This window comes from Bradyrhizobium sp. IAR9 (assembly GCF_013408065.1).
Lineage (GTDB): Bacteria > Pseudomonadota > Alphaproteobacteria > Rhizobiales > Xanthobacteraceae > Bradyrhizobium.
The window spans coordinates 328,732-348,240 of sequence record NZ_JACBZW010000003.1; the positions used below are offsets into that span (position 1 = coordinate 328,732).

General features: G+C 63.6%; 21 protein-coding genes and 1 tRNA gene. 11 read left to right on the plus strand and 11 right to left on the minus strand.

The window, feature by feature from the left end; genetic code table 11:
- The first annotated feature begins 10 nt into the window (after window positions 1-10).
- Window positions 11-1,033 (plus strand): glycoside hydrolase family 5 protein, encoded by a 1,023-nt coding sequence (locus GGD67_RS10590; protein WP_179732566.1) that lies wholly within the window; start codon window positions 11-13, stop codon window positions 1,031-1,033.
- A 142-nt stretch (window positions 1,034-1,175) separates the two neighbouring features.
- On the opposite strand, the gene GGD67_RS10595 is transcribed toward GGD67_RS10590, so the two are convergent.
- The 8 genes from GGD67_RS10595 to GGD67_RS10630 form a co-directional block, all read right to left on the minus strand.
- A complete protein-coding gene (locus GGD67_RS10595; RefSeq protein WP_007598581.1) occupies window positions 1,176-1,448 on the minus strand; it encodes a DUF1150 family protein in 273 nt (90 codons plus the stop codon).
- A 50-nt stretch (window positions 1,449-1,498) separates the two neighbouring features.
- Window positions 1,499-1,924, minus strand: coding sequence for an Hsp20 family protein (locus tag GGD67_RS10600; RefSeq protein ID WP_018323442.1), 426 nt, complete (start codon window positions 1,922-1,924; stop codon window positions 1,499-1,501).
- A gap of 261 nt (window positions 1,925-2,185) precedes the next feature.
- Window positions 2,186-3,271: a sn-glycerol-3-phosphate import ATP-binding protein UgpC gene (locus GGD67_RS10605; protein ID WP_179732568.1), complete on the minus strand. Its 1,086-nt coding sequence runs from the start codon at window positions 3,269-3,271 to the stop codon at window positions 2,186-2,188.
- A gap of 108 nt (window positions 3,272-3,379) precedes the next feature.
- A complete protein-coding gene (gene ugpE / locus GGD67_RS10610) occupies window positions 3,380-4,228 on the minus strand; it encodes a sn-glycerol-3-phosphate ABC transporter permease UgpE (protein ID WP_179732570.1) in 849 nt (282 codons plus the stop codon).
- Window positions 4,228-5,109: a sn-glycerol-3-phosphate ABC transporter permease UgpA gene (gene ugpA / locus GGD67_RS10615; RefSeq protein WP_018323439.1), complete on the minus strand. Its 882-nt coding sequence runs from the start codon at window positions 5,107-5,109 to the stop codon at window positions 4,228-4,230. Before ugpA ends, ugpE begins: the two co-directional genes overlap by 1 nt.
- A 50-nt stretch (window positions 5,110-5,159) precedes the next feature.
- On the minus strand, window positions 5,160-6,476 hold the full coding sequence (gene ugpB / locus GGD67_RS10620; RefSeq protein WP_018323438.1) for a sn-glycerol-3-phosphate ABC transporter substrate-binding protein UgpB: 1,317 nt from the start codon (window positions 6,474-6,476) through the stop codon (window positions 5,160-5,162).
- A gap of 334 nt (window positions 6,477-6,810) precedes the next feature.
- The gene (locus GGD67_RS10625) at window positions 6,811-8,031 is read right to left on the minus strand and encodes a CaiB/BaiF CoA-transferase family protein (RefSeq protein ID WP_246784274.1); all 1,221 of its coding nucleotides are present in this window, start codon (window positions 8,029-8,031) and stop codon (window positions 6,811-6,813) included.
- Window positions 8,032-8,219: 188 nt separating this feature from the next.
- The gene (locus GGD67_RS10630) at window positions 8,220-8,645 is read right to left on the minus strand and encodes an organic hydroperoxide resistance protein (RefSeq protein ID WP_018323436.1); all 426 of its coding nucleotides are present in this window, start codon (window positions 8,643-8,645) and stop codon (window positions 8,220-8,222) included.
- Between the two features lie 155 nt (window positions 8,646-8,800).
- Here GGD67_RS10630 and GGD67_RS10635 point away from each other — a divergent pair, with 155 nt between their 5' ends.
- Window positions 8,801-9,259: a MarR family winged helix-turn-helix transcriptional regulator gene (locus GGD67_RS10635; protein ID WP_179732572.1), complete on the plus strand. Its 459-nt coding sequence runs from the start codon at window positions 8,801-8,803 to the stop codon at window positions 9,257-9,259.
- 12 nt (window positions 9,260-9,271) lie between these two features.
- On the opposite strand, the gene GGD67_RS10640 is transcribed toward GGD67_RS10635, so the two are convergent.
- The 3 genes from GGD67_RS10640 to GGD67_RS10650 all read right to left on the minus strand — a co-directional run bounded on the left by GGD67_RS10640 (window position 9,272) and on the right by GGD67_RS10650 (window position 10,270).
- Window positions 9,272-9,508: a GIY-YIG nuclease family protein gene (locus GGD67_RS10640; protein WP_018323434.1), complete on the minus strand. Its 237-nt coding sequence runs from the start codon at window positions 9,506-9,508 to the stop codon at window positions 9,272-9,274.
- Between the two features lie 187 nt (window positions 9,509-9,695).
- A tRNA-Ala gene (locus tag GGD67_RS10645) sits at window positions 9,696-9,771 on the minus strand.
- A gap of 91 nt (window positions 9,772-9,862) precedes the next feature.
- Window positions 9,863-10,270: a TIGR02300 family protein gene (locus GGD67_RS10650; protein WP_018323433.1), complete on the minus strand. Its 408-nt coding sequence runs from the start codon at window positions 10,268-10,270 to the stop codon at window positions 9,863-9,865.
- 160 nt (window positions 10,271-10,430) lie between these two features.
- Between GGD67_RS10650 and aroA the strand changes: the two genes are divergently transcribed.
- The 9 genes from aroA (at window position 10,431) to trpA (ending at window position 19,436) form a co-directional block, all read left to right on the plus strand.
- Window positions 10,431-11,768 carry a 3-phosphoshikimate 1-carboxyvinyltransferase gene (gene aroA, locus GGD67_RS10655; RefSeq protein WP_179732574.1) on the plus strand — a complete coding sequence of 446 codons (1,338 nt, stop codon included), beginning with the start codon at window positions 10,431-10,433 and terminating at the stop codon, window positions 11,766-11,768.
- Entirely contained in the window at window positions 11,765-12,403 is a 639-nt protein-coding gene (gene cmk, locus GGD67_RS10660; RefSeq protein ID WP_018323431.1) for a (d)CMP kinase, read from the plus strand. Before aroA ends, cmk begins: the two co-directional genes overlap by 4 nt.
- Before the next feature lie 267 nt (window positions 12,404-12,670).
- The gene (gene rpsA, locus GGD67_RS10665) at window positions 12,671-14,377 is read left to right on the plus strand and encodes a 30S ribosomal protein S1 (protein WP_028139473.1); all 1,707 of its coding nucleotides are present in this window, start codon (window positions 12,671-12,673) and stop codon (window positions 14,375-14,377) included.
- A gap of 341 nt (window positions 14,378-14,718) precedes the next feature.
- On the plus strand, window positions 14,719-15,699 hold the full coding sequence (gene sppA, locus GGD67_RS10670) for a signal peptide peptidase SppA (protein WP_179732576.1): 981 nt from the start codon (window positions 14,719-14,721) through the stop codon (window positions 15,697-15,699).
- Window positions 15,700-15,870: 171 nt separating this feature from the next.
- Window positions 15,871-16,176 carry an integration host factor subunit beta gene (locus GGD67_RS10675; protein ID WP_007598410.1) on the plus strand — a complete coding sequence of 102 codons (306 nt, stop codon included), beginning with the start codon at window positions 15,871-15,873 and terminating at the stop codon, window positions 16,174-16,176.
- 74 nt (window positions 16,177-16,250) lie between these two features.
- Window positions 16,251-16,643 carry a DUF1049 domain-containing protein gene (locus GGD67_RS10680; RefSeq protein ID WP_179732578.1) on the plus strand — a complete coding sequence of 131 codons (393 nt, stop codon included), beginning with the start codon at window positions 16,251-16,253 and terminating at the stop codon, window positions 16,641-16,643.
- Window positions 16,644-16,708: 65 nt separating this feature from the next.
- Complete coding sequence (locus GGD67_RS10685; protein ID WP_179732579.1) at window positions 16,709-17,392, plus strand: phosphoribosylanthranilate isomerase; 684 nt, start codon at window positions 16,709-16,711, stop codon at window positions 17,390-17,392.
- A complete protein-coding gene (trpB, locus tag GGD67_RS10690) occupies window positions 17,389-18,603 on the plus strand; it encodes a tryptophan synthase subunit beta (RefSeq protein WP_179732581.1) in 1,215 nt (404 codons plus the stop codon). Before GGD67_RS10685 ends, trpB begins: the two co-directional genes overlap by 4 nt.
- On the plus strand, window positions 18,600-19,436 hold the full coding sequence (gene trpA / locus GGD67_RS10695; RefSeq protein ID WP_179732583.1) for a tryptophan synthase subunit alpha: 837 nt from the start codon (window positions 18,600-18,602) through the stop codon (window positions 19,434-19,436). The genes trpB and trpA overlap by 4 nt, the downstream gene beginning before the upstream one ends.
- Window positions 19,437-19,509: the final 73 nt, after the last annotated feature.

Below are 19,509 nucleotides of genomic sequence, written 5' to 3' on the forward strand. Positions count from 1 at the left end.
AGAAAGCAGCATGAATGCCATCTGCGCCCGCTGGTTGGTGACCTTCCGTCTCACCTTGGCGATCGCCATGCTCGCGATCTGCTCTCAGGCCGACGCAGCCAAGCAGGGCACCGCGCGCACCCTCGGAGAATTGGGGCGCGGCATCAACATCCTCGGCTACGACGGCATCTGGGAGGGAGGCCGGAACGCGCCATTTCGTCTGGACAACCTCACTGCGATCAGAAACGCCGGGTTCTCGCACGTTCGGATCAATTTCTTCGGCTTCAAGTTCATGGGCGAAGGGAATCTGCTGGATGAAATCGTCTTGAGACGGCTTGATGCGGTGATCGAAGACGTGCTCGCCCGGAAGCTCATCCCCATTCTGGACGAGCACGATACGGATACTTGCCAGCGCGACGTGTCCGGATGCGCCGAGAAGCTGAAGGCATTCTGGACGCAAATCGCCGGGCGCTATGCCGGAAGATATCCGAAGCTTGTCTTCGAGGTCCTCAATGAGCCCGGCGGGCAGATGACGTCGACCAGCTGGAACGCCCTTCTGAAGGAGTGTCTCGGCATCATCCGCACCAGCAACCCCGGACGGACGGTCATTGCTGCCGTTCTCAACGTCGATGACATGCCGGTCGAGGAACTGGCCCTGCCATCAGGTGACAGAAATCTCATCGTGACGTTTCACTATTACGCGCCGATACGTTTCACGCATCAGGGTGCGCCGTGGTCCCCAACGTTCTCGCGGCTCGGGCCACTCGATTGGGGCAGTCCGGAGGACGAACGGAAGGCTCTCGCCGACTTCGAAAAGATTCGTATCTGGTCCGAAAAGGAAAAGCGCCCGATCTATCTCGGCGAGTTCGGCGTGTACGAGCGCGCTCCGACGGACGCCCGGACGCGATATCTGTCGTTCGTGGCGCGAACTGCGGATCGGCTCGGCTGGGCCTGGGCCTACTGGCAGTTCGACCACGATTTCGCGGCCTTCGACAGCGCGCGTCAAACCTGGAAGCCGGACATCCTGCGGGCGTTGATCCCGGCGGCGCGTTGAAGCGCGCGTTCGGGATTCGAGCGTTGAGCCTACTGCGGCCTCACGCACCGTCATTGCGAAAAGCGTCATCGCGTCAAAATGAAAACGGGCACGCCTTCCTGCGAAGGCGTGCCCGTTGAAACTCTGTTCGTGCGACGTGCGCTCAGTGCACGCTGACGGCTTGCAGCTCGTTGCTCCAGGCGTTCGCGATCGCGGCTTCGCGGCTGTCGGTCAGCATGATCGGCGTGCCGTCGGCAGCGTGGAGCGCGAAGAGTTTTAAGCCCGGCGCGATTTTCGGCGCTTCGGGAAACAGGCCCGGCACGTCCTCGGAGCGGATCTGCTTCACATAGGCGATATGGCCTTCGCCAAGGGTTGCCAGGGTCTCGGGTGAGACGTTCTTGGCTTCATATTCGAACGCAACGTGACCTTCACTCATGGTCTCGACTCCTCTGGAACACTAAGCGGTCGAGTCCGCTACTCGTTCCATTATTCGTGCTCATTGATAGCGATTGTCTTAACGATCCTCTCCGGTTCAGGCCGGGCCAGATCGATCGACAACAACCCGTTCTTCAGATCCGCACCCAGCACCAGCATCCCCTCCGCCAGCACGAAGGTGCGCTGGAAGTGGCGCGCGGCGATGCCGCGATGGATGTATTGCCGGGACTTGTCGTCCTGCTGCCGCCCGCGGATCACGAGCTGGTTTTCCTCAATGGTTACATCGAGTTGGTCGCGCGTAAATCCGGCGACCGCCAGCGTGATACGCAACCGCTCGGGCTGGCCGTCCGCGCCGCCACACCTCTCGATATTGTAGGGAGGGTAGCCGTCGGCGCCTTTGACGACGCGATCGAGCACGCGCTCAATCTCGTCGAAGCCCAGAAGGAACGGACTGGATAACGTTGGAACACGAGACATAGTTTACAAAGTCCTCGCAGAAGCGACTTTGGTGCATCAGGGCCCGTAGAGGCGCCCCTTGATCAGCAATATGGGCATGTTCCCGTGCTGGTTCAAGCAGGTAGCCGGGGAGCTGTGGATTGGCCATCTCCAGCCGTCATGACTGGGACGAGCCCGGGCATGACGAATTCAGCTGGCGATTTATCTCAACAAAAACAGACCCCCTTCTACTGTGCATGGGGTTGTTTTTGCGTTTTGTGGTTTCCGGCCCCTCGGAACGGATCAGGCCTCCAGCCGCGTCCGCCCGTCGCCGCTGAACAAATGCAGCTTCGTCCGCACCGCCGCCACCCGGATTTTCGCGCCGATGGCGGGGGCCTCGGTTCCGGGAATGCGGACGATGATCTCGCCGGGCGGCAGCTCGCCCGGCGTGGCGGCGACACGCTGCTCTTCCTGCTCGCGCGAGCCGTAGACGAAGGTTTCGGCGCCGACGCGCTCGATCGCTTCCACGGTCAGCGGCAAAGCGACGCCGCCAGCCGGTGTCTGGTCGGTGATGACGAAGTCTTCCGGGCGGATGCCGAGAATGCCGGCGTCAGAGGCGCTGCCGCCGAGCTGTGATCTGATCTCCTCGGGGCGCGTCGACATCAAATTCATCGGCGGCGCCCCGATGAAGGAGGCGACGAAGGTGGTCGCCGGCTTCTCGTAGATCGCGAGGGGATTGCCGACCTGCTCGACCCGGCCGCCATTCATCACGACGAGAACGTCGGCGAGCGTCATGGCTTCGAGCTGGTCGTGGGTGACGTAGATCGACGTGGTGTTGAGCCGGCGCTGCAATTTGCGGATTTCGACCCGCATCGCGATGCGCAGTTTCGCATCGAGGTTCGATAGCGGCTCGTCGAATAGAAACACCTTCGGCTGGCGCACGATGGCGCGGCCCATGGCGACGCGCTGGCGCTGGCCGCCGGAGAGCTGGCGCGGCTTGCGCTCCAGCATCGGCGTGAGCTCGAGCACGCGCGCGGCTTCCTCGACCCGGGACTTGATCTCGGCCTCCGCCATGCCGCGGTTGCGCAGGCCGTAGGCCATGTTGTTGAAGACGCTCATATGCGGATAGAGCGCGTAGTTCTGGAACACCATCGCGATGTCGCGATCGGCGGGCTCGACCTGGTTGACCACGCGGCCGCCGATGTCGATCTCGCCGCCGGTGACGGTCTCGAGGCCCGCGACCATGCGCAGCAAGGTGGACTTGCCGCAGCCGGAGGGGCCGACCAGCACGCAGAACTGTCCGTCGCCGACATCGACGTTGACGCCCTTGATGGCCTCGAAGCCGCCGAGATAGGTCTTGCGGACGTTGCGCAGGGTGACGTTAGCCATGGATTGCACCGGCGAGTAGCGAGTAGGGAATGGCGAATGGGGATTGGTTGACACGCAAGGCTGACGCAGCGACCCCATTCGCTACTCGCCATTCACCATTCGCCATTTTCACTTTTCCGTCTCGACCAGGCCGCGCACGAACAATTTCTGCATGGCGACGACGACGAACACCGGCGGCAGCATGGCCAGCATGGCGGTCGCCATCACGATCGGCCATTCGGTCAGCGCGTCGGTAGTGGTGATCATCTTGCGGATGCCGACCTGGATGGTCTGCATGTCGTCGCGGGTGGTGATGAGCAGCGGCCAGAGATATTGATTCCAGCCGAGGATGAACAGGATCACGAACAGCGCCGCCATGTTGGTGCGCGACAGCGGCAGCAGCGTATCCCAGAAGAAGCGCAGGGGACCCGCGCCGTCGATGCGCGAGGCCTCGAGCAATTCGTCCGGCACCGTCATGAAGAACTGTCGGAACAGCAGCGTCGCGGTGGCCGAGGCGATCAGCGGCAGCGCGAGGCCCGCGTAGCTGTCGAGCATGTGCAGATCGGCGACGATCTTGTAGGTCGGATAGATGCGGACCTCGACCGGCAGCATCAGGGTGATGAAGATGATCCAGAAGATCGCCATCCGGAACGGAAAGCGGAAATACACGATCGCATAGGCCGAGATGATCGAGATCGCGATCTTGCCGACCGCGATCAGCAGCGCCATCACCAGCGAGTTCAGCATCATGTTGCCGACAGGCTCGCGGGTCGAGCCGCTCGTGCCGACGAAGATGGTTTGATAATAGGTCTCGAAGAAATGACCGCCCGGCAGCAGCGACATTTGCCCGTTCGCGATCAGCGCGTTGTCCTGGGTCGAGGCGACGAACGCGATGTAGACCGGGAAGGCGACGATCGCGATCCCGATCCAGAGAATGATGTGCGCGACGTAGCGCCGAAAGCCCTCTTCCTCGACCATCAGTAGGTCACCTTGCGTTCGACGAAGCGGAACTGGATGCCCGTCAGCACGATGACCATGACCATCAGGATCACCGATTGCGCCGCGGAGCTGCCGAGATTGCCGCCGAGCAGGCCGTCGGAATAGACCTTGTAGACCAGCGTCTCGGTCGACTTGCCGGGACCGCCGCGGGTCATGGTGTCGATGATGCCGAACGTGTCGAAGAAGGCGTAGACGATGTTGACGACCAGCAGGAAGAAGATGGTCGGCGACAGCAGCGGGAAGGTCACGGTCCAGAACCGGCGCATCGGGCGCGCACCGTCGATCGCGGCGGCTTCGAGCACGCTTCTTGGGATGCTCTGCAGGCCGGCGAGGAAGAACAGGAAATTGTAGGAGATCTGCTTCCAGGCGGCGGCGAGGATGATCAGCGTTGCCGCCTGGTCACCGTCGAGCAGCGGATTCCAGTCGATCCCGAGCGCGCGCAGGTAGCGCGCGATAACGCCCAGCGAGGGATGCAGCATGAAGATCCAGAGCACGCCGACGACCGGCGGCGCCACCGCATAGGGCCAGATCAAGAGGGTGCGGTAGAGCATCGAGCCGCGCAGGGGCTTGTCCGCCATGACGGCGAGCAGCAGCGCAAAGGACAACGACGAGACCGCGATGGCGAACGAGAAGAAGAAGGTGCGGAGGATCGCCTCGAAATAGGCGGGCTCCCTGAACAGATCGAGATAGTTCTCGAACCAGACGAAGCTCGTCGACAGGCCGAAGGCGTCCTGGAGCAGGAAGGACTGGATCACCGCCTGCAGGGCCGGCCAGTAGAAGAATAGCAGGACGATCGCGAGCTGCGGCGCAACCAGCACGTAAGGCAATAGCTTGGATTGAAAAATGGCTTGCTTTTGCATGGTGTCCGCCGAAAGCGGCAGGCCGGGGGACCGGCCTGCCGCTCATCGCCTCACTTGACGGCGGTCTTTTCGAACTGCCGCAGCATCGTGTTGCCGCGCTCGACGGCGGCATCCAGCGCCTGCTTGGCGGTCTTCTTGCCGGCCAGCGCCTGCTCGATCTCTTCCGACCAGACGTCACGCAGCTGGACCATGTTGCCGAGGCGCAGACCGCGCGAGTTCTCGGTCGGCTCCTTGTTGGTCAGCTCGAGCAGCGGGGTCTCGAGATAGGGCTGGTCCTTGTAGAAGCCCTCGGCCTTGGCCTTCTCATAGGCCGCCTTGGTGATCGGCAGATAGCCCGAGGCCTTGTGGATGTAGACCTGACGATCGGTGTCCGAGAGGAAGGTCAGGAATTTTGCGACACCCTTGTATTCATCGGCCGGCTTGCCGCCCATGACCCAGAGCGAAGCGCCGCCGATGATCGAGTTCTGCGGCGCGCCCTTTGCCTCCGGATAATACGGCATCGGCACAGCGGTGAAGTTGAACTTGGCCTGGGCCTTGACGTTGCCGAAGAAGGCCGACGAGGTCAGGTAGATCGGGCATTCGCCCGAGGTGAAGCGGCCTTCGCCGGTGTTGGTGCGGCCGGCATAGTCGTAGACCTTGGTCTTCTGGAGCTCGACCAGGTTTTCGAGATGCTTGACCTGGAGCGGCCCGTTGAACTCGAGCTTGGTGTCGAAGCCGTCGAGGCCGTTGGCCTTGCTGGCGAGCGGCACGTTGTGCCAGGCGGAGAGCTGCTCGAGATTGACCCAGGTGACCCACGAGCCGGAGAAGCCGCAGGTGTCATGACCGGCAGCCTTCAGCTTCTTGGCGGCTTCGAACGTTTCGGGCCAGGTCTTCGGGATCGCGACATTGGCCTTCTTCAGTTCGTCGAGATTGACCCACATCACGGTCGACGACGAATTGAAGGGGAACGACAGCATCTCGCCCTTCGAGGTCGAATAGTAGCCGGTGATGGCGGGCAGGTAGATCTTGGGATCGAACTTCTCGCCGGCCTCGGCCATCAGCTTGTAGACGGGCTTCACCGCGCCGGTCGCAGCCATCATGGTGGCGGTGCCGACCTCGAACACCTGCATGATGTGCGGCGCGTTGCCGGCACGGAACGCCGCGATGCCCGCGTTCATGGTGTCGGCGTAATTGCCCTTGTAGGTCGGAACGACCTTGAAGTCGCTCTGCGACGCGTTGAAGTCGTTGGCGAGCTTGACGATGACGTCGTTGTTGGCGCCGGTCATCGCGTGCCACCACTGGATTTCCGTCACGGCCAGCGCCGGCGAGGCCGTCATGCCAACCGTGAGTGCAAATGCGGCAGCCGCCCCAAAGTGTCGAAGAGCCATCAAGTAAACCTCCCTTGGCCGTCAAAAGAAGCGCTTGCGCTAGCAGCGCCATATGACGTTCACATGACTGTGTAAGCGGCCGAAACGAAAGCGGCAAGCGCTGGAAAAGGGAAGCCGGCAAATAGGCGAAGACGGCATGGGCGGCCGCATGGGTTCGCGGTGCACCTGCGTGGTCGCGCCGCAGTGCGGCATTGATGTGAGGCAGGCGATCAGGCTGCGGGCTCGAAAACCTCTCCCGCTTGCGGGAGAGGTCGCGCCGAAGGCGCGGGTGAGGGTTCTATCCTCTAGGGGATTGTCCCGTTGCGGAGGCACCCACCGCAAGCGGGAGAGCCACCTAGCGCTTGCGCTCGGGACCGCAGACGGTGCCCTTCTCGACCATCGCGTCGATCTCGGCCTTGGAGTAGCCGAACTCGCCCAGCACTTCCTGGGAGTGCTGGCTGAATTTCGGCGGCAGCCGGCGCAGGCTCGGCTTGCTGCGGTCGAGCCGGATCGGCGAGGCCACGCCCTTGTACCAGTCCTTCTCGATAATATCGCCGCGCGCGATCGTGTGCGCATTCGTCAGCGCCTGGTCGATCTTCTGCACGGGCCCTGCGGGCAGGCCCGCGGCGAGCAGGCGATTGCACAGCGGCTCGGCCTCGTGCTGGCTGAACACGGCGGCAAGCTCTGCGCGCAGCGCCTCACGGTTGGCGATGCGGTCCTTGTTGCGGGCAAAGCGCGAATCGGTGCCGAGCTCGGGCTTGCCGATCTCCTTGGCGAGCTTGCGGAAGGTGCCGTCATTGCCGACGCCGATGAAGATGTTGTCGGTCTTGGTCGGGAAGATCGCGTAAGGCACGAGGTTGGGATGCTCGTTGCCGGTGAGGCTCGGCGGCTTGCCATGCATGAAATAATTCGCGGTGTGCGGATGCATGATGGCAAGGCCGGTCTCGTACAGCGTCGTCTCCAGGAATTGGCCCTTGCCGGAACGCTGCCGCTCCGACAGTGCCATCAGGATGCCGATCGCGGCATAAAGTCCGGTGGTGATGTCGACCAAGGGCACGCCGATCCGCATCGGTCCGCTCTCGGGCGAGCCGGTCGCGGCGATCATGCCGGTCATGGCCTGGATGATGGCGTCATAGCCGGGATTGCCGCCGCGCGGGCCGTCGGCGCCGAAGCCGCAGATCCGGCAATGCACGAGGCGCGGAAATTTCTTGCTGAGCACGTCGTTGCCGATGCCCCATTTCTCCAGGGTGCCCGGCTTGAAATTCTCAATCAGGACGTCGGCCGTCTCAAGCATCTTGAGCAGCACGGCACATCCGCCCTCGGAGGCGAGGTCGAGGCCGATCGAGCGCTTGTTGCGGTTGATGCCGACGAAATAGGCCGCGTCCTCCTCGTGGAAGGGAGGGCCCCATTCACGCACCTCGTCGCCCGCGGGCGGCTCGACCTTGATCACGTCGGCGCCGTGATCGGCGAGGATCTGGGTGCAGTAGGGACCGCCGAGCACACGCGTGAGATCGATGACGCGCAATCCGCTCATTGCGCCCAATGCGGCTTCAGAACTGGCGGCTTCAGAACTCATGCCTTCGCTTCCCCTGTGTCGATATTTGGTCACAGGCCTAGCGAGGTTCGCACAAGCCAGCAATGGCCTGTTGCGTAGGGGCGTATGCAGTGCCGGCCGCATGCCGCGGCGTGGCAAATCAGGATTGGCAGATCAACGGAAGCGGCCGGCCCGAGGGGGATCCCGGGCCAGCCAATCCGCCGTCGCGATCAGACGACCGTCAGGCGAACGTCGACATTGCCGCGCGTGGCATTGGAATACGGGCACACCTGGTGCGCCTTCTCGACCAGCGCCTCGGCTTCCGCGCGGGCGAGGCCCGGCAGCGAGACGGCGAGATCGATGTCGAGACCGAAGCCGCCCTCGGAGCGCGGGCCGATGCCGACGGTCGAGGTGACGGAGGCATCGGCCGGAACCTTCGGCCCGCCCTGCGACGACACGAACTTCATCGCGCCGATGAAGCAGGCGGCATAGCCGGCCGCAAACAGCTGCTCGGGATTGTTGCCGGCGCCGCCGCCGCCGCCGAGCTCCTTCGGCGTGGTGAGCTTGACGTCGAGCGCGCCGTCGAGGGTAGCAGCATGGCCATCACGACCGCCGGTGGCCTTGGCGCTGGTCTTGTAAAGGACGTTCACGGACATTGTCGTCTCCTCGGGTCTTCCGTTGGGGTGCGCTCTGTATCGCAAACAATTTGATTGTGCGCAATTGAAATTAGCATGGCTCACATTTAATTGTTCGCAATTGAATGTGTCGCCCGCCGGCCCCAGAATGGAAGGAAATCCCGTGAGATTTCTCCATGCCCCGGAAGCTATCGACCCTCGATCCGCAACGCCTCGACAACCAGATCTGCTTTGCGGTCTATTCGGCCGCGCACGCCTTCAACCGCGTCTACAAGCCGCTGCTGGATCGGCTCGGCCTGACCTATCCGCAATATCTGGTGATGCTGGTGCTGTGGGAGCGCGACGACGTGCCGGTCAAGGACATCGGCGAGCGGCTGTTCCTGGATTCGGGCACGCTGACGCCGCTGCTCAAGCGGCTCGAGGCCGCCCATCTCGTCAAGCGCACCCGCTCGAGCGAAGACGAGCGTCAGGTCCTGATCGCGCTGACGGCGCAGGGCCATGCGCTGAAGGAAAAAGCCCGCAGCGTGCCGCAGTCGATCCTGGCGGCGTCGGACTGCTCGGTGTCGGAACTGGTGTCGATGAAGGACGAGATCGTCGCGCTACGGGACCGGCTGAATGCGGTGATCGGGGAGTAGGGGGTTCGGCGATCAGAAATGCTTCTTTGCGAAAGCGCGTCCTGAGCCAGATTTCAGATATCGCTCGAACGCAACAGCGCGTGCAGCGTCGTCGAAGGCGAAATAGGTCCTAATTCGCCAAGGCCCAAATTTGGAGGTGTGCGGTACTTCGCCTGCGTTGTGCTTCGCCAAGCGTGCCCGCAAATCATCCGTGATGCCGACATAGAAGTGCTCGGAATCGAGACTTTCGAGGATATAGACGTATTTCATTCTGCTTCCTCCCCGAAGGGTAGGATAGCAGCTTCAAGGCACGTTTAGCGTGTTGCTTCGATGCAGCGTGGATATCAGCTTGAGCCCGCCGACGCCCTTCGGGCTATGGCGGGGCAGCCTTCGCTCACTTCGCTACGAGAGACTTCCCCAGGCTTGCCTAGCCGAAGCTCGCGAAGCGAGCGAAGGCTGGTGGAGCCAGGCGGGATCGAACCGCCGACCTCTTGCATGCCATGCAAGCGCTCTCCCAGCTGAGCTATGGCCCCTTAGTCCTTGCGGGGATCCTGGTGGATCACCCGCACCGGCGAGTCCTGGTGACTCGCGCGGTGCACCCTTTTTCACAGATCAGGGCTGATCTCAAGTCTCTTCATCACCTCCGACATCACCAATGATGTCGGTCACGTCCTCATCGCCCTCTTCTTCGTCGGCAATGAAGGTCGAATCATCGTCATCGTCGTCATCGAGGGTCTCATCGACCTCGATATCGTCCTCGGATTCGGGCACGGCGGCCTTGACCTTGCCGGTGTTCTCCTCGGCGTCGGCCTCCTCGAGCGAGACCTCCTCGACTTCTGCCGGCTCCGGCGTGGCGTCCGCCGTCGCTGCGTGCCGGGCTTCGGCGCCGCGGGGCATGCGCGCGGGCGCGACCGGGGCGATCGGCACGACTTCGCCGGTATAGGGCGAGATCACCGGATTCTTGTTGAGGTCATAGAACTTCTTGCCCGTGGTCGGGCAAATACGTTTGGTTCCGAGTTCGGACTTGGCCACGGCAGGAATCCTGGGAATGTCTGAAAAGCGGTGTTTCACTTGGCTAGTTGGCGGCCCGCTGTCAATAGCGCATTACGGGAGAACGACATGCCCGTGACGGGGCGCTGACCATGTGGTACCTGCGCCCAGCCCCCTTGAGGGCGCATCCAAGGACACAATCGTGACCCATTCCGACCAAACGAGGCCGCTCCAGGCACGCGCCAGCGGGCCCCTGACCGGGAAAGTACGGGTGCCCGGGGACAAATCGATCTCCCACCGTGCCCTCATCCTCGGCGCGCTCGCGGTCGGCGAGACCAGGATTTCGGGCCTGCTGGAGGGCGAGGACGTCCTCAACACCGCCAAATCGATGCAGGCGCTGGGCGCCACCGTGGAGCGGACCGGCGATTTTGCCTGGAAAGTGCAGGGCGTCGGCGTCGCGGGCTTCGCCCAGCCCAAGGAAGCGCTGGATTTCGGGAACTCAGGCACCGGCTGCCGGCTGGTGATGGGCGCCGTCGCCGGCTGCCCGATCTCGGCGGTTTTCGACGGCGACGCCTCGCTGCGCAGCCGCCCGATGCGCCGGATCCTCGATCCCCTGGAAAAGATGGGCGCCAAGGTCATCTCCGGCAGTGAAGGCGGCCGTCTGCCCCTGACCCTCCAGGGCGCGCGCGATCCACTGCCGATCACCTACAAGACCCCCGTCGCCTCGGCCCAGATCAAATCGGCGGTGCTGCTGGCGGGCCTCGCCGCCCCTGGCATCACGACGGTTATCGAGACCGAGGCCAGCCGCGACCACACCGAATTGATGCTGAAGCATTTTGGTGCCGACATCACCTCGGCACAGGAGGGCGTGCACGGCCGCCATATCACGCTCAAAGGCCAGCCCGAGCTGCACGGCGCCAATGTGGTGGTGCCGGCCGATCCCTCCTCGGCGGCCTTCCCGGTGGTCGCAGCGCTGATCGTCGAGGGCTCCGATGTCACCCTGTCGGATGTCATGACCAATCCGCTGCGCACCGGCCTGTTCACCACACTGCGCGAAATGGGCGCCTCGATCGAGGAGAGCGAAGTTCGCGGGGACGCCGGCGAGCCAATGGCGAAGCTGCGCGTGCGCGCCTCGAAGCTGCGCGGCGTCGTGGTGCCGCCGGAGCGCGCGCCCTCGATGATCGATGAATATCTCGTGCTGGCGGTGGCAGCCGCCTTCGCCGAGGGCACGACGATCATGCGCGGCCTGCAGGAGCTGCGCGTCAAGGAATCGGATCGCCTTGAGGCCACGGCCGCCATGCTCCGCGTCAACGGCGTGAAGGTCGAGGTCTCCGGCGACGATCTGATCGTCGAAGGCCGCGGTCACGTTCCCGGTGGCGGCACTGTCGCGACCCACATGGACCATCGCATCGCGATGTCCGCATTGGTGATGGGCTGCGCCTCCGATCAGCCGGTGACTGTCGACGACACCGCCTTCATCGCTACCAGTTTCCCGGACTTCATTCCGATGATGCGTTCGCTAGGGGCCGAGTTTTCATGATCATCGCCATCGACGGACCCGCGGCCTCGGGCAAGGGGACGCTCGGCAAGCGTCTCGCCCACCATTACGGCTACCGTCATCTCGATACCGGCGTGATCTATCGCGCGGTGGCCTATGCCCTGATGCAGTCCGGTCACGATCTCCGGGACGAGGCGGCTGCGGTCGCCGCGGCGCTGGAACTCGATCCCGAGAAGTTCGGCAATCCGGCCCTGAAGACCCAGAAGGCTGGCGAGGGCGCCTCCATCGTCTCGGCGATCCCGAGGGTTCGCGAGGTCCTGGTCAATTTTCAGCGGCAATTCGCCGCCGATCCACCTGGAGCGGTGCTGGACGGCCGGGACATTGGAACCGTGATCTGCCCGCATGCCGACGTGAAGATTTTCGTCGTCGCCGACCCAAAAGTCCGCGCGCGCCGGCGGACCATGGAGGCCAAGGCGAGGGGCGAGGAGGCCGACGAGGCCGCCGTGCTGGCCGACATCATCCAGCGCGACGAACGCGACAAGAACCGGCCGATTGCCCCCCTGAAACCGGCCGCCGATGCTTACTTGCTAGATAACTCCCAACTGGATATAGAAGGCGGCGTCCGGGCCGCCATCGACATTATCGAGGCCGTCCGAGCGGGCCGGTCGCGGGGTTAAGCCGCCGCCGTCATTGGAGGAAGTGCCCGCTCCCGCTCTTTGAGGTCGATACCTCGGTCCCCTGTTTGGGGCCGACGCGATCCAGGCTCCGGACACAAGATTTCCACGTATCGAACGCGCGGGCCTCAGCCGGCCCGCTCCCGCTGTTCCGCCTCTCAGGCCGGAGCAGCGAGCGGTCGCTCGAAGGTCTTGCGGACCTTCCGACACTGCGCGTGCGATGCGCCCATGAACCCAACGGCCGGCACGACATCCGCAACTGGAGAACAAATGGCTTCGACTTCTGCTGATACCTATAGCCCGTCGCGCGACGATTTCGCCGCGATGCTCGACGAGTCCTTCGCAGGTGGCAACCTGCAGGAGAGCTCCGTCGTCAAGGGCAAGGTTGTTGCAATTGAAAAGGACATGGCCGTCATCGACGTCGGCCTGAAGACCGAGGGCCGCGTCGCCCTGCGCGAATTTTCCGGCCCCGGCCGTGACAGCGAACTGAAGGTCGGCGACGAGGTTGAAGTGTTCCTCGATCGCATCGAGAACGCGCTCGGCGAAGCCGTGCTGTCGCGCGACAAGGCCCGCCGCGAAGAGAGCTGGGGCAAGCTCGAGAAGGCGTTCCAGAACAACGAGAAGGTCAACGGCGTCATCTTCAACCAGGTCAAGGGTGGCTTCACCGTCGATCTCGACGGTGCCGTGGCCTTCCTGCCGCGCTCGCAGGTCGACATCCGTCCGATCCGCGACGTTGCGCCGCTGATGAACAACTCGCAGCCGTTCCAGATCCTCAAGATGGATCGCCGCCGCGGCAACATCGTCGTGTCTCGCCGCACGGTTCTCGAAGAGACCCGCGCCGAGCAGCGTCAGGAGCTGGTGCAGAACCTCGAAGAGGGTCAGGTCATCGACGGCGTGGTCAAGAACATCACCGATTACGGTGCGTTCGTTGATCTCGGCGGCATCGACGGCCTGCTGCACGTCACCGACATCGCGTGGCGCCGCGTCAACCACCCGACCGAGGTGCTCTCGATCGGCCAGACCGTGAAGGTCAAGATCATCAAGATCAACCACGAGACGCACCGCATCTCGCTGGGCATGAAGCAGCTGCTGGATGATCCGTGGCAGGGCATCGAAGCCAAGTACCCGCTGGGTGCCCGCTTCACCGGCCGCGTCACCAACATCACCGACTACGGTGCGTTTGTCGAGCTCGAGCCGGGCATCGAAGGCCTGATCCACGTCTCCGAGATGTCGTGGACCAAGAAGAACATGCACCCCGGCAAGATCGTTTCGACCTCGCAGGAAGTCGAAGTGCAGGTGCTGGAAGTCGATTCCGTCAAGCGCCGCATCTCGCTCGGCCTCAAGCAGACCATGCGCAACCCCTGGGAGGTCTTCGTCGAAGGTCACCCGACCGGTTCGACCGTCGAGGGCGAGGTCAAGAACAAGACCGAGTTCGGTCTGTTCCTGGGTCTCGAGGGCGACGTCGACGGCATGGTCCATCTCTCCGACCTCGACTGGAAGCTTCCGGGCGAGCAGGTGATCGACAACTACAAGAAGGGCGACATGGTGAAGGCCGTGGTGCTCGATGTGGACGTCGAGAAGGAGCGCATCTCGCTCGGCATCAAGCAGCTCGAAGGCGACCCCTTCGCCGAGCCGGGTGATGTCAAGAAGGGCGCGGTCGTGACCTGCGAAGTGCTCGAAGTGAAGGAAAGCGGCATCGAGGTGAAGATCACCGGTACCGACTTCTCGACCTTCATCAAGCGCTCCGAGCTCGCCCGTGACCGCAACGACCAGCGCGCCGAACGCTTTGCCGTCGGTGAGAAGGTCGATGCCCGCGTGATCCAGTTCGACAAGAAGGCCCGCAAGGTCCAGGTGTCGATCAAGGCGCTCGAAGTCGCCGAAGAAAAGGAAGCCATCGCGCAGTACGGCTCCTCCGATTCGGGAGCAACGCTCGGCGACATCCTCGGCACCGCGCTCAAGAACCGCGACAGCAAGTAAGCGAGACGTTCGTTTCGCTGCATCAAAGCCCCGGCGTGAGCCGGGGCTTTTTTGTTTGCTGTCTCCACAAGCTCCGCTGTCGTCCCGGACAAGTCTCAGCGCAGACCACCGGATTGAGTTTGGCGAAGACCCGGAGTGCGAGCTTAGCACGACAACTTCTCCCTGTGGTTATGGGTCCCTGCGTTCGCAGGGACGACAGCGAGGGTGTGGCGGGGTACCGGGCCCCACCGCGCTCACAGCCTTGTTTTCTTCAAATTGCGCCGCAATTGATGTATCCAGATAGGGCGTTGGTCACGCTGTGAGGGCACAACGCGTTCGGCCTTTCATTTGGAGATATCTAGATGTCGCTCGATTCGGACATCATCGTCGATCGCCGCAGGATCCGCCGCAAGCTAACGTTCTGGCGCGTGGTGGCTGCGCTGATCGCGATTGCGGCGATTGCGGGCTTTGCGCTGGTCGTGACACCGGGTACGCGGGGCACGTTCGCATCCGCCGGCTCGATCGCGCGGGTCCAGATCGAGGGCCTGATCCGTAGCGATTCCGATCGTACGCAGGCGCTGGAGCGGCTGGAGAATTCGCAGGCCGCCGCCGTCATCATTCACATCAACTCGCCGGGTGGCACCACGGCCGGGTCCGAGCAGCTTTACGATTCGCTTGTCCGGCTGAAGGCGAAAAAGCCGCTCGTCGTGGTGGTCGAGGGCCTGGCTGCCTCCGGGGGCTACATCACGGCGATTGCGAGCGACCACATCATCGCGCAGCAGAGCTCGCTGGTCGGGTCGATCGGTGTGCTGTTCCAATATCCCAACGTCAGCGAGCTCCTGAAGACCATCGGCGTCAAGGTCGAGGAGGTGAAGTCGTCGCCGCTGAAGGCCGCGCCCAACGGTTTTGAGCCGACCAGCCCGGAAGCACGGGCCGCCCTCGATGCGCTGGTGAGGGATTCCTATGCCTGGTTCAGGGGATTGGTGAAGGAACGGCGTGGCATGGATGACACGCAGCTCGAGAAAGTGGCTGATGGCCGCGTCTTCACCGGGCGCCAGGCGATCGATCTCAAGCTGATCGATCAGATCGGCGACGAGAAGACGGCGGTGACCTGGCTGGTCGAGCAGAAGGGCGTCAAGAAGGGGCTCTCCGTGCGCGACTACAAGCTCCAGCCGCGCTTCGGCGATCTGCCATTCCTCAAGACGGCGGCCGCCGTTACGCTGGAAGCGCTCGGTTTGGGCTCGATTGCGCATCAAATCGGGCAAACCGGCGTCGCGCAGGCGGTCGATCGGTTCGGAATGGATGGAATGCTGGCCCTGTGGCAACCGGCCGCCTCAAATTGAGGGGGGCGGGCGAGCGCCTGAGGGTTTTCCCGTCTGACGGGCGTCGGGCCAGCCCGCTTTTTCGGCATTTGTCACGCATTTTCACGACGCTCAACCTTGATTTAGCGTCTTGACAGATCAAGGTATTTTCACGGAAATGGTCATCCGCACGCTTCCGGGTCCTATCTCTCGATGATCAAATCCGAACTTGTTCAGCGTATCGCCGAGCACAACCCGCATCTGTACCAGCGGGATGTCGAGAACATTGTGAATGCGATTCTCGAAGAGATCGTAGCGGCCCTCGCGCGCGGTGACCGCGTCGAGTTGCGCGGCTTCGGTGCCTTCTCGGTCAAGCACCGCCCCGCACGCGCCGGGCGCAATCCACGCACCGGCGCGCATGTGCCCGTCGATCAGAAGAGCGTTCCGTTCTTCAAGACCGGCAAGGAAATGCGCGAGCGGCTGAACCGCGACCATCCGGATCCCGGCGCGCCCGACTGAGGCTGTCGTCGTCGGGGTTTAACCTGATAGCCGCATGATGCGGCCGCAAGCTTGATTCAAGACGAGCGATCGCGATGCGAAAGTTCCTGACCGCGCTGATCGTGATCCCACTGGGCCTGATCCTGGTGGCCTTCGCCGTTGCCAACCGGCACTTCGTCACGGTCTCGTTCGATCCGTTCATTGCGAACGACCCGTCATTGTCGGTCACGCTGCCGCTGTTCCTGCTCCTGATCCTGGTCGCCGCCCTCGGCGTCTTCGCCGGCGGCTCCGCCGTCTGGCTCGGCCAGCGGCACTGGCGCCGCGCGGCGCGCCGGCACGAGGCGGATACACGGGTCGCCAGGGCCGAACTGGCCGATTTGCGGGCCCAGGCGGCCGCGGCAAAGCCCGGGTCGCAGCGCCTGCCCGTTCCCTCCGGGGTCGGGCTTTACGGGCCCATCGGGCGAGACAAGCAGCGCGCGACGTTGTAGAAGCGGCCCCGACCGAAAACCCCGTTTTCCGGCCGCACCTTGCGGCCTCCATTTGCTTTGAGACCATGTCCCTGCTCGTCAAGATCTGCGGCCTGTCCACGCGCGAGACGCTTCAAACGGCGCTCGAGGCGGGTGCGGATATGGTGGGGTTTGTGTTCTTCCCGCCTTCGCCGCGGCACCTGTCCCTGGAGCTCGGCCGCGACCTCGGCCGCCAGGTGAGGGGGCGCGCGCTCAAGGTCGCCCTCACCGTCGATGCCGACGATGCGACGCTCGACAACATCATGGACGCGCTGTCGCCGGACCTTTTCCAGCTGCACGGCAAGGAGAGCGTGGCGCGGCTGCGCGACATCAAGCAGCGGTACGGCCGCCCGGTGATGAAGGCGGTCCCGGTCGCGACCGCGGCCGATCTCGCCGTGTTGCCCGGCTATGCCGCGATCGCCGATCGCATCCTGTTCGATGCCCGCGCGCCGAAGGATGCGACCCGGCCCGGCGGCCTGGGGGAGCCCTTCGACTGGCACCTGCTCGAAAACCTCGACCTGAAGCTGCCCTACATGGTCTCGGGCGGTCTTCATGCCGATAACCTCGCGGAAGCTCTCCGCGTCACCCGCGCCGGCGGCGTCGACGTCTCCTCTGGCGTCGAGAGCGCTCCCGGGGTCAAGGATCCCGAGATGATCAAGGCCTTCATTCGCGCCGCGCGCGCCAGCCAAGAGCCCCGTCAAGAGTCCAGCCAAGAGTTGAGTGTTCGATGAACGTCGCCAAACCCAATTCCTATCGCAGCGGTCCCGACGATCGCGGCCATTTCGGCATCTTCGGCGGCCGCTTCGTCGCCGAAACCCTGATGCCGCTGATCCTCGATCTGGAGAAGGCCTACACCGAGGCCAAGGCCGATCCGGCCTTCCAAGCCGAGATGAACGGCTACCTCACGCATTATGTCGGCCGGCCCTCGCCGCTCTATTTCGCCGAGCGCCTGACCGAGCATCTCGGCGGCGCCAAGATTTACCTGAAGCGCGAAGAGCTCAACCACACCGGCTCGCACAAGGTGAACAACGTGCTCGGCCAGATCATGCTGGCGCGGCGCATGGGCAAGAAGCGCATCATCGCCGAGACCGGCGCGGGCCAGCACGGCGTCGCCACCGCGACGCTGTGCGCGCGCTTCGGGCTCGAATGCGTGGTCTATATGGGCGCCGTCGACGTCGAGCGGCAGCAGCCCAACGTGATCCGCATGGAGATGCTGGGTGCGACGGTGGTCCCGGTGCAGTCGGGCACGCGCACGCTGAAGGACGCGATGAACGAGGCCCTGCGCGACTGGGTCACCAACGTGCACAACACGTTCTATTGCATCGGCACGGTGGCCGGCCCGCATCCCTATCCGACGCTGGTGCGCGACTTCCAGTCGATCATCGGCAACGAGACCAAGGCGCAGATGCAGGAGATCGAAGGCCGGCTGCCGGATTCGCTGGTCGCCTGCATCGGCGGCGGCTCCAACGCGATGGGCCTGTTTCACCCGTTCCTCGATGATCCCTCCGTCGAGATCTTCGGCGTCGAAGCCGCGGGCCATGGCCTGACGCAATTGCATGCGGCGTCGATCGCGGGCGGCCGCCCCGGCGTGCTTCATGGCAACCGCACTTATCTCTTGATGGATGCCGACGGCCAGATCCAGGACGCGCATTCGATCTCGGCGGGCCTCGACTATCCCGGCATCGGCCCCGAGCATTCCTGGCTGCACGAGATCGGCCGTGTGAACTATCTCTCCGCGACCGATGACGAGGCGCTAGCCGCGTTCCAGCTGCTGTCGCGCCTCGAAGGCATCATCCCCGCGCTCGAGCCCGCGCACGCCATCGCCAAGGTGATGGAGCTCGCGCCGAAGCGGCCGAGAGATCACCTGATGGTCGTCAACCTCTCCGGCCGCGGCGACAAGGACGTCCCGCAGGTCGGCGATATCCTGAGGGGCAAGAAGTGACCACGCGTATCGACACCCGTTTCGCCGAATTGAAGAAAGAGGGCCGCGCGGCCTTTGTCACCTATGTGATGGCCGGCGATCCCGATCTCACGACGTCACTCAATATCGTCAAGGCGCTGCCCAAGGCAGGCGCCGACGTCATCGAGCTCGGCATTCCCTTCACCGATCCGATGGCCGATGGTCCTTCGATCCAGGCTGCAGGTCTGCGTGCGCTCAAGGCAGGCATGACCTTGAAGAAGACGCTCAATCTGGTGCGCGACTTCCGCAAGGACGACAACATCACGCCGCTGGTGCTGATGGGCTATTACAATCCGATCTACATTTACGGCGTCGACAAGTTTTTGGCTGACGCCAAGACGGCCGGCGTCGACGGTCTCATCATCGTCGATTTGCCGCCGGAGGAAGACGACGAGCTCTGCATTCCCGCGCTGAAGGCGGGCCTGAACTTCATTCGCCTGGCGACCCCGACCACCGACGACAAGCGCCTCCCGGCGGTGCTCGCGAATACATCCGGCTTTGTCTATTACGTCTCGATTGCCGGCATCACCGGTGCAGCGGCGGCGGACGCGAATGCCGTCGGTGAAGCCGTCGCGCGCATCAAGCGGCATACCAAGCTGCCGATATGCGTTGGTTTTGGCATCCGCACGCCGGAGGCGGCGCGCGCCATTGCCGAGAAGGCCAATGGTTCGGTGGTCGGCACCGCGCTGGTCGATGCGCTCAAGAACAGCCTCGACGCCGAGGGACGGGCGACCGGCCAAACCGTTAACGCCGTGGCCGAGCTGACGGCCGCCCTGGCCCAGGGCGTCAAGGGCGCGCAGCAGGCGGCGGAATAGGCCATAATTCCGCTTTAGCTCTTGAGTTTGAGCATGATCTTGTCGGAAAACCGCTTCACACTTTTCCGGATCA

Excerpts from the sequence above, each read along its gene's own strand:
- GGD67_RS10590 (WP_179732566.1), top strand. The coding sequence starts at position 11 with ATGAATGCCATCTGCGCCCGCTGGTTGGTGACCTTCCGTCTCACCTTG.
- GGD67_RS10595 (WP_007598581.1), bottom strand. The coding sequence starts at position 1,448 with ATGAGTGAAGGTCACGTTGCGTTCGAATATGAAGCCAAGAACGTCTCA.
- GGD67_RS10600 (WP_018323442.1), bottom strand. The coding sequence starts at position 1,924 with ATGTCTCGTGTTCCAACGTTATCCAGTCCGTTCCTTCTGGGCTTCGAC.
- GGD67_RS10605 (WP_179732568.1), bottom strand. The coding sequence starts at position 3,271 with ATGGCTAACGTCACCCTGCGCAACGTCCGCAAGACCTATCTCGGCGGC.
- ugpE (WP_179732570.1), bottom strand. The coding sequence starts at position 4,228 with ATGGTCGAGGAAGAGGGCTTTCGGCGCTACGTCGCGCACATCATTCTC.
- ugpA (WP_018323439.1), bottom strand. The coding sequence starts at position 5,109 with ATGCAAAAGCAAGCCATTTTTCAATCCAAGCTATTGCCTTACGTGCTG.
- ugpB (WP_018323438.1), bottom strand. The coding sequence starts at position 6,476 with ATGGCTCTTCGACACTTTGGGGCGGCTGCCGCATTTGCACTCACGGTT.
- GGD67_RS10625 (WP_246784274.1), bottom strand. The coding sequence starts at position 8,031 with ATGAGTTCTGAAGCCGCCAGTTCTGAAGCCGCATTGGGCGCAATGAGC.
- GGD67_RS10630 (WP_018323436.1), bottom strand. The coding sequence starts at position 8,645 with ATGTCCGTGAACGTCCTTTACAAGACCAGCGCCAAGGCCACCGGCGGT.
- GGD67_RS10635 (WP_179732572.1), top strand. The coding sequence starts at position 8,801 with ATGCCCCGGAAGCTATCGACCCTCGATCCGCAACGCCTCGACAACCAG.
- GGD67_RS10640 (WP_018323434.1), bottom strand. The coding sequence starts at position 9,508 with ATGAAATACGTCTATATCCTCGAAAGTCTCGATTCCGAGCACTTCTAT.
- cmk (WP_018323431.1), top strand. The coding sequence starts at position 11,765 with ATGATCATCGCCATCGACGGACCCGCGGCCTCGGGCAAGGGGACGCTC.
- rpsA (WP_028139473.1), top strand. The coding sequence starts at position 12,671 with ATGGCTTCGACTTCTGCTGATACCTATAGCCCGTCGCGCGACGATTTC.
- sppA (WP_179732576.1), top strand. The coding sequence starts at position 14,719 with ATGTCGCTCGATTCGGACATCATCGTCGATCGCCGCAGGATCCGCCGC.
- GGD67_RS10675 (WP_007598410.1), top strand. The coding sequence starts at position 15,871 with ATGATCAAATCCGAACTTGTTCAGCGTATCGCCGAGCACAACCCGCAT.
- GGD67_RS10680 (WP_179732578.1), top strand. The coding sequence starts at position 16,251 with ATGCGAAAGTTCCTGACCGCGCTGATCGTGATCCCACTGGGCCTGATC.
- GGD67_RS10685 (WP_179732579.1), top strand. The coding sequence starts at position 16,709 with ATGTCCCTGCTCGTCAAGATCTGCGGCCTGTCCACGCGCGAGACGCTT.
- trpB (WP_179732581.1), top strand. The coding sequence starts at position 17,389 with ATGAACGTCGCCAAACCCAATTCCTATCGCAGCGGTCCCGACGATCGC.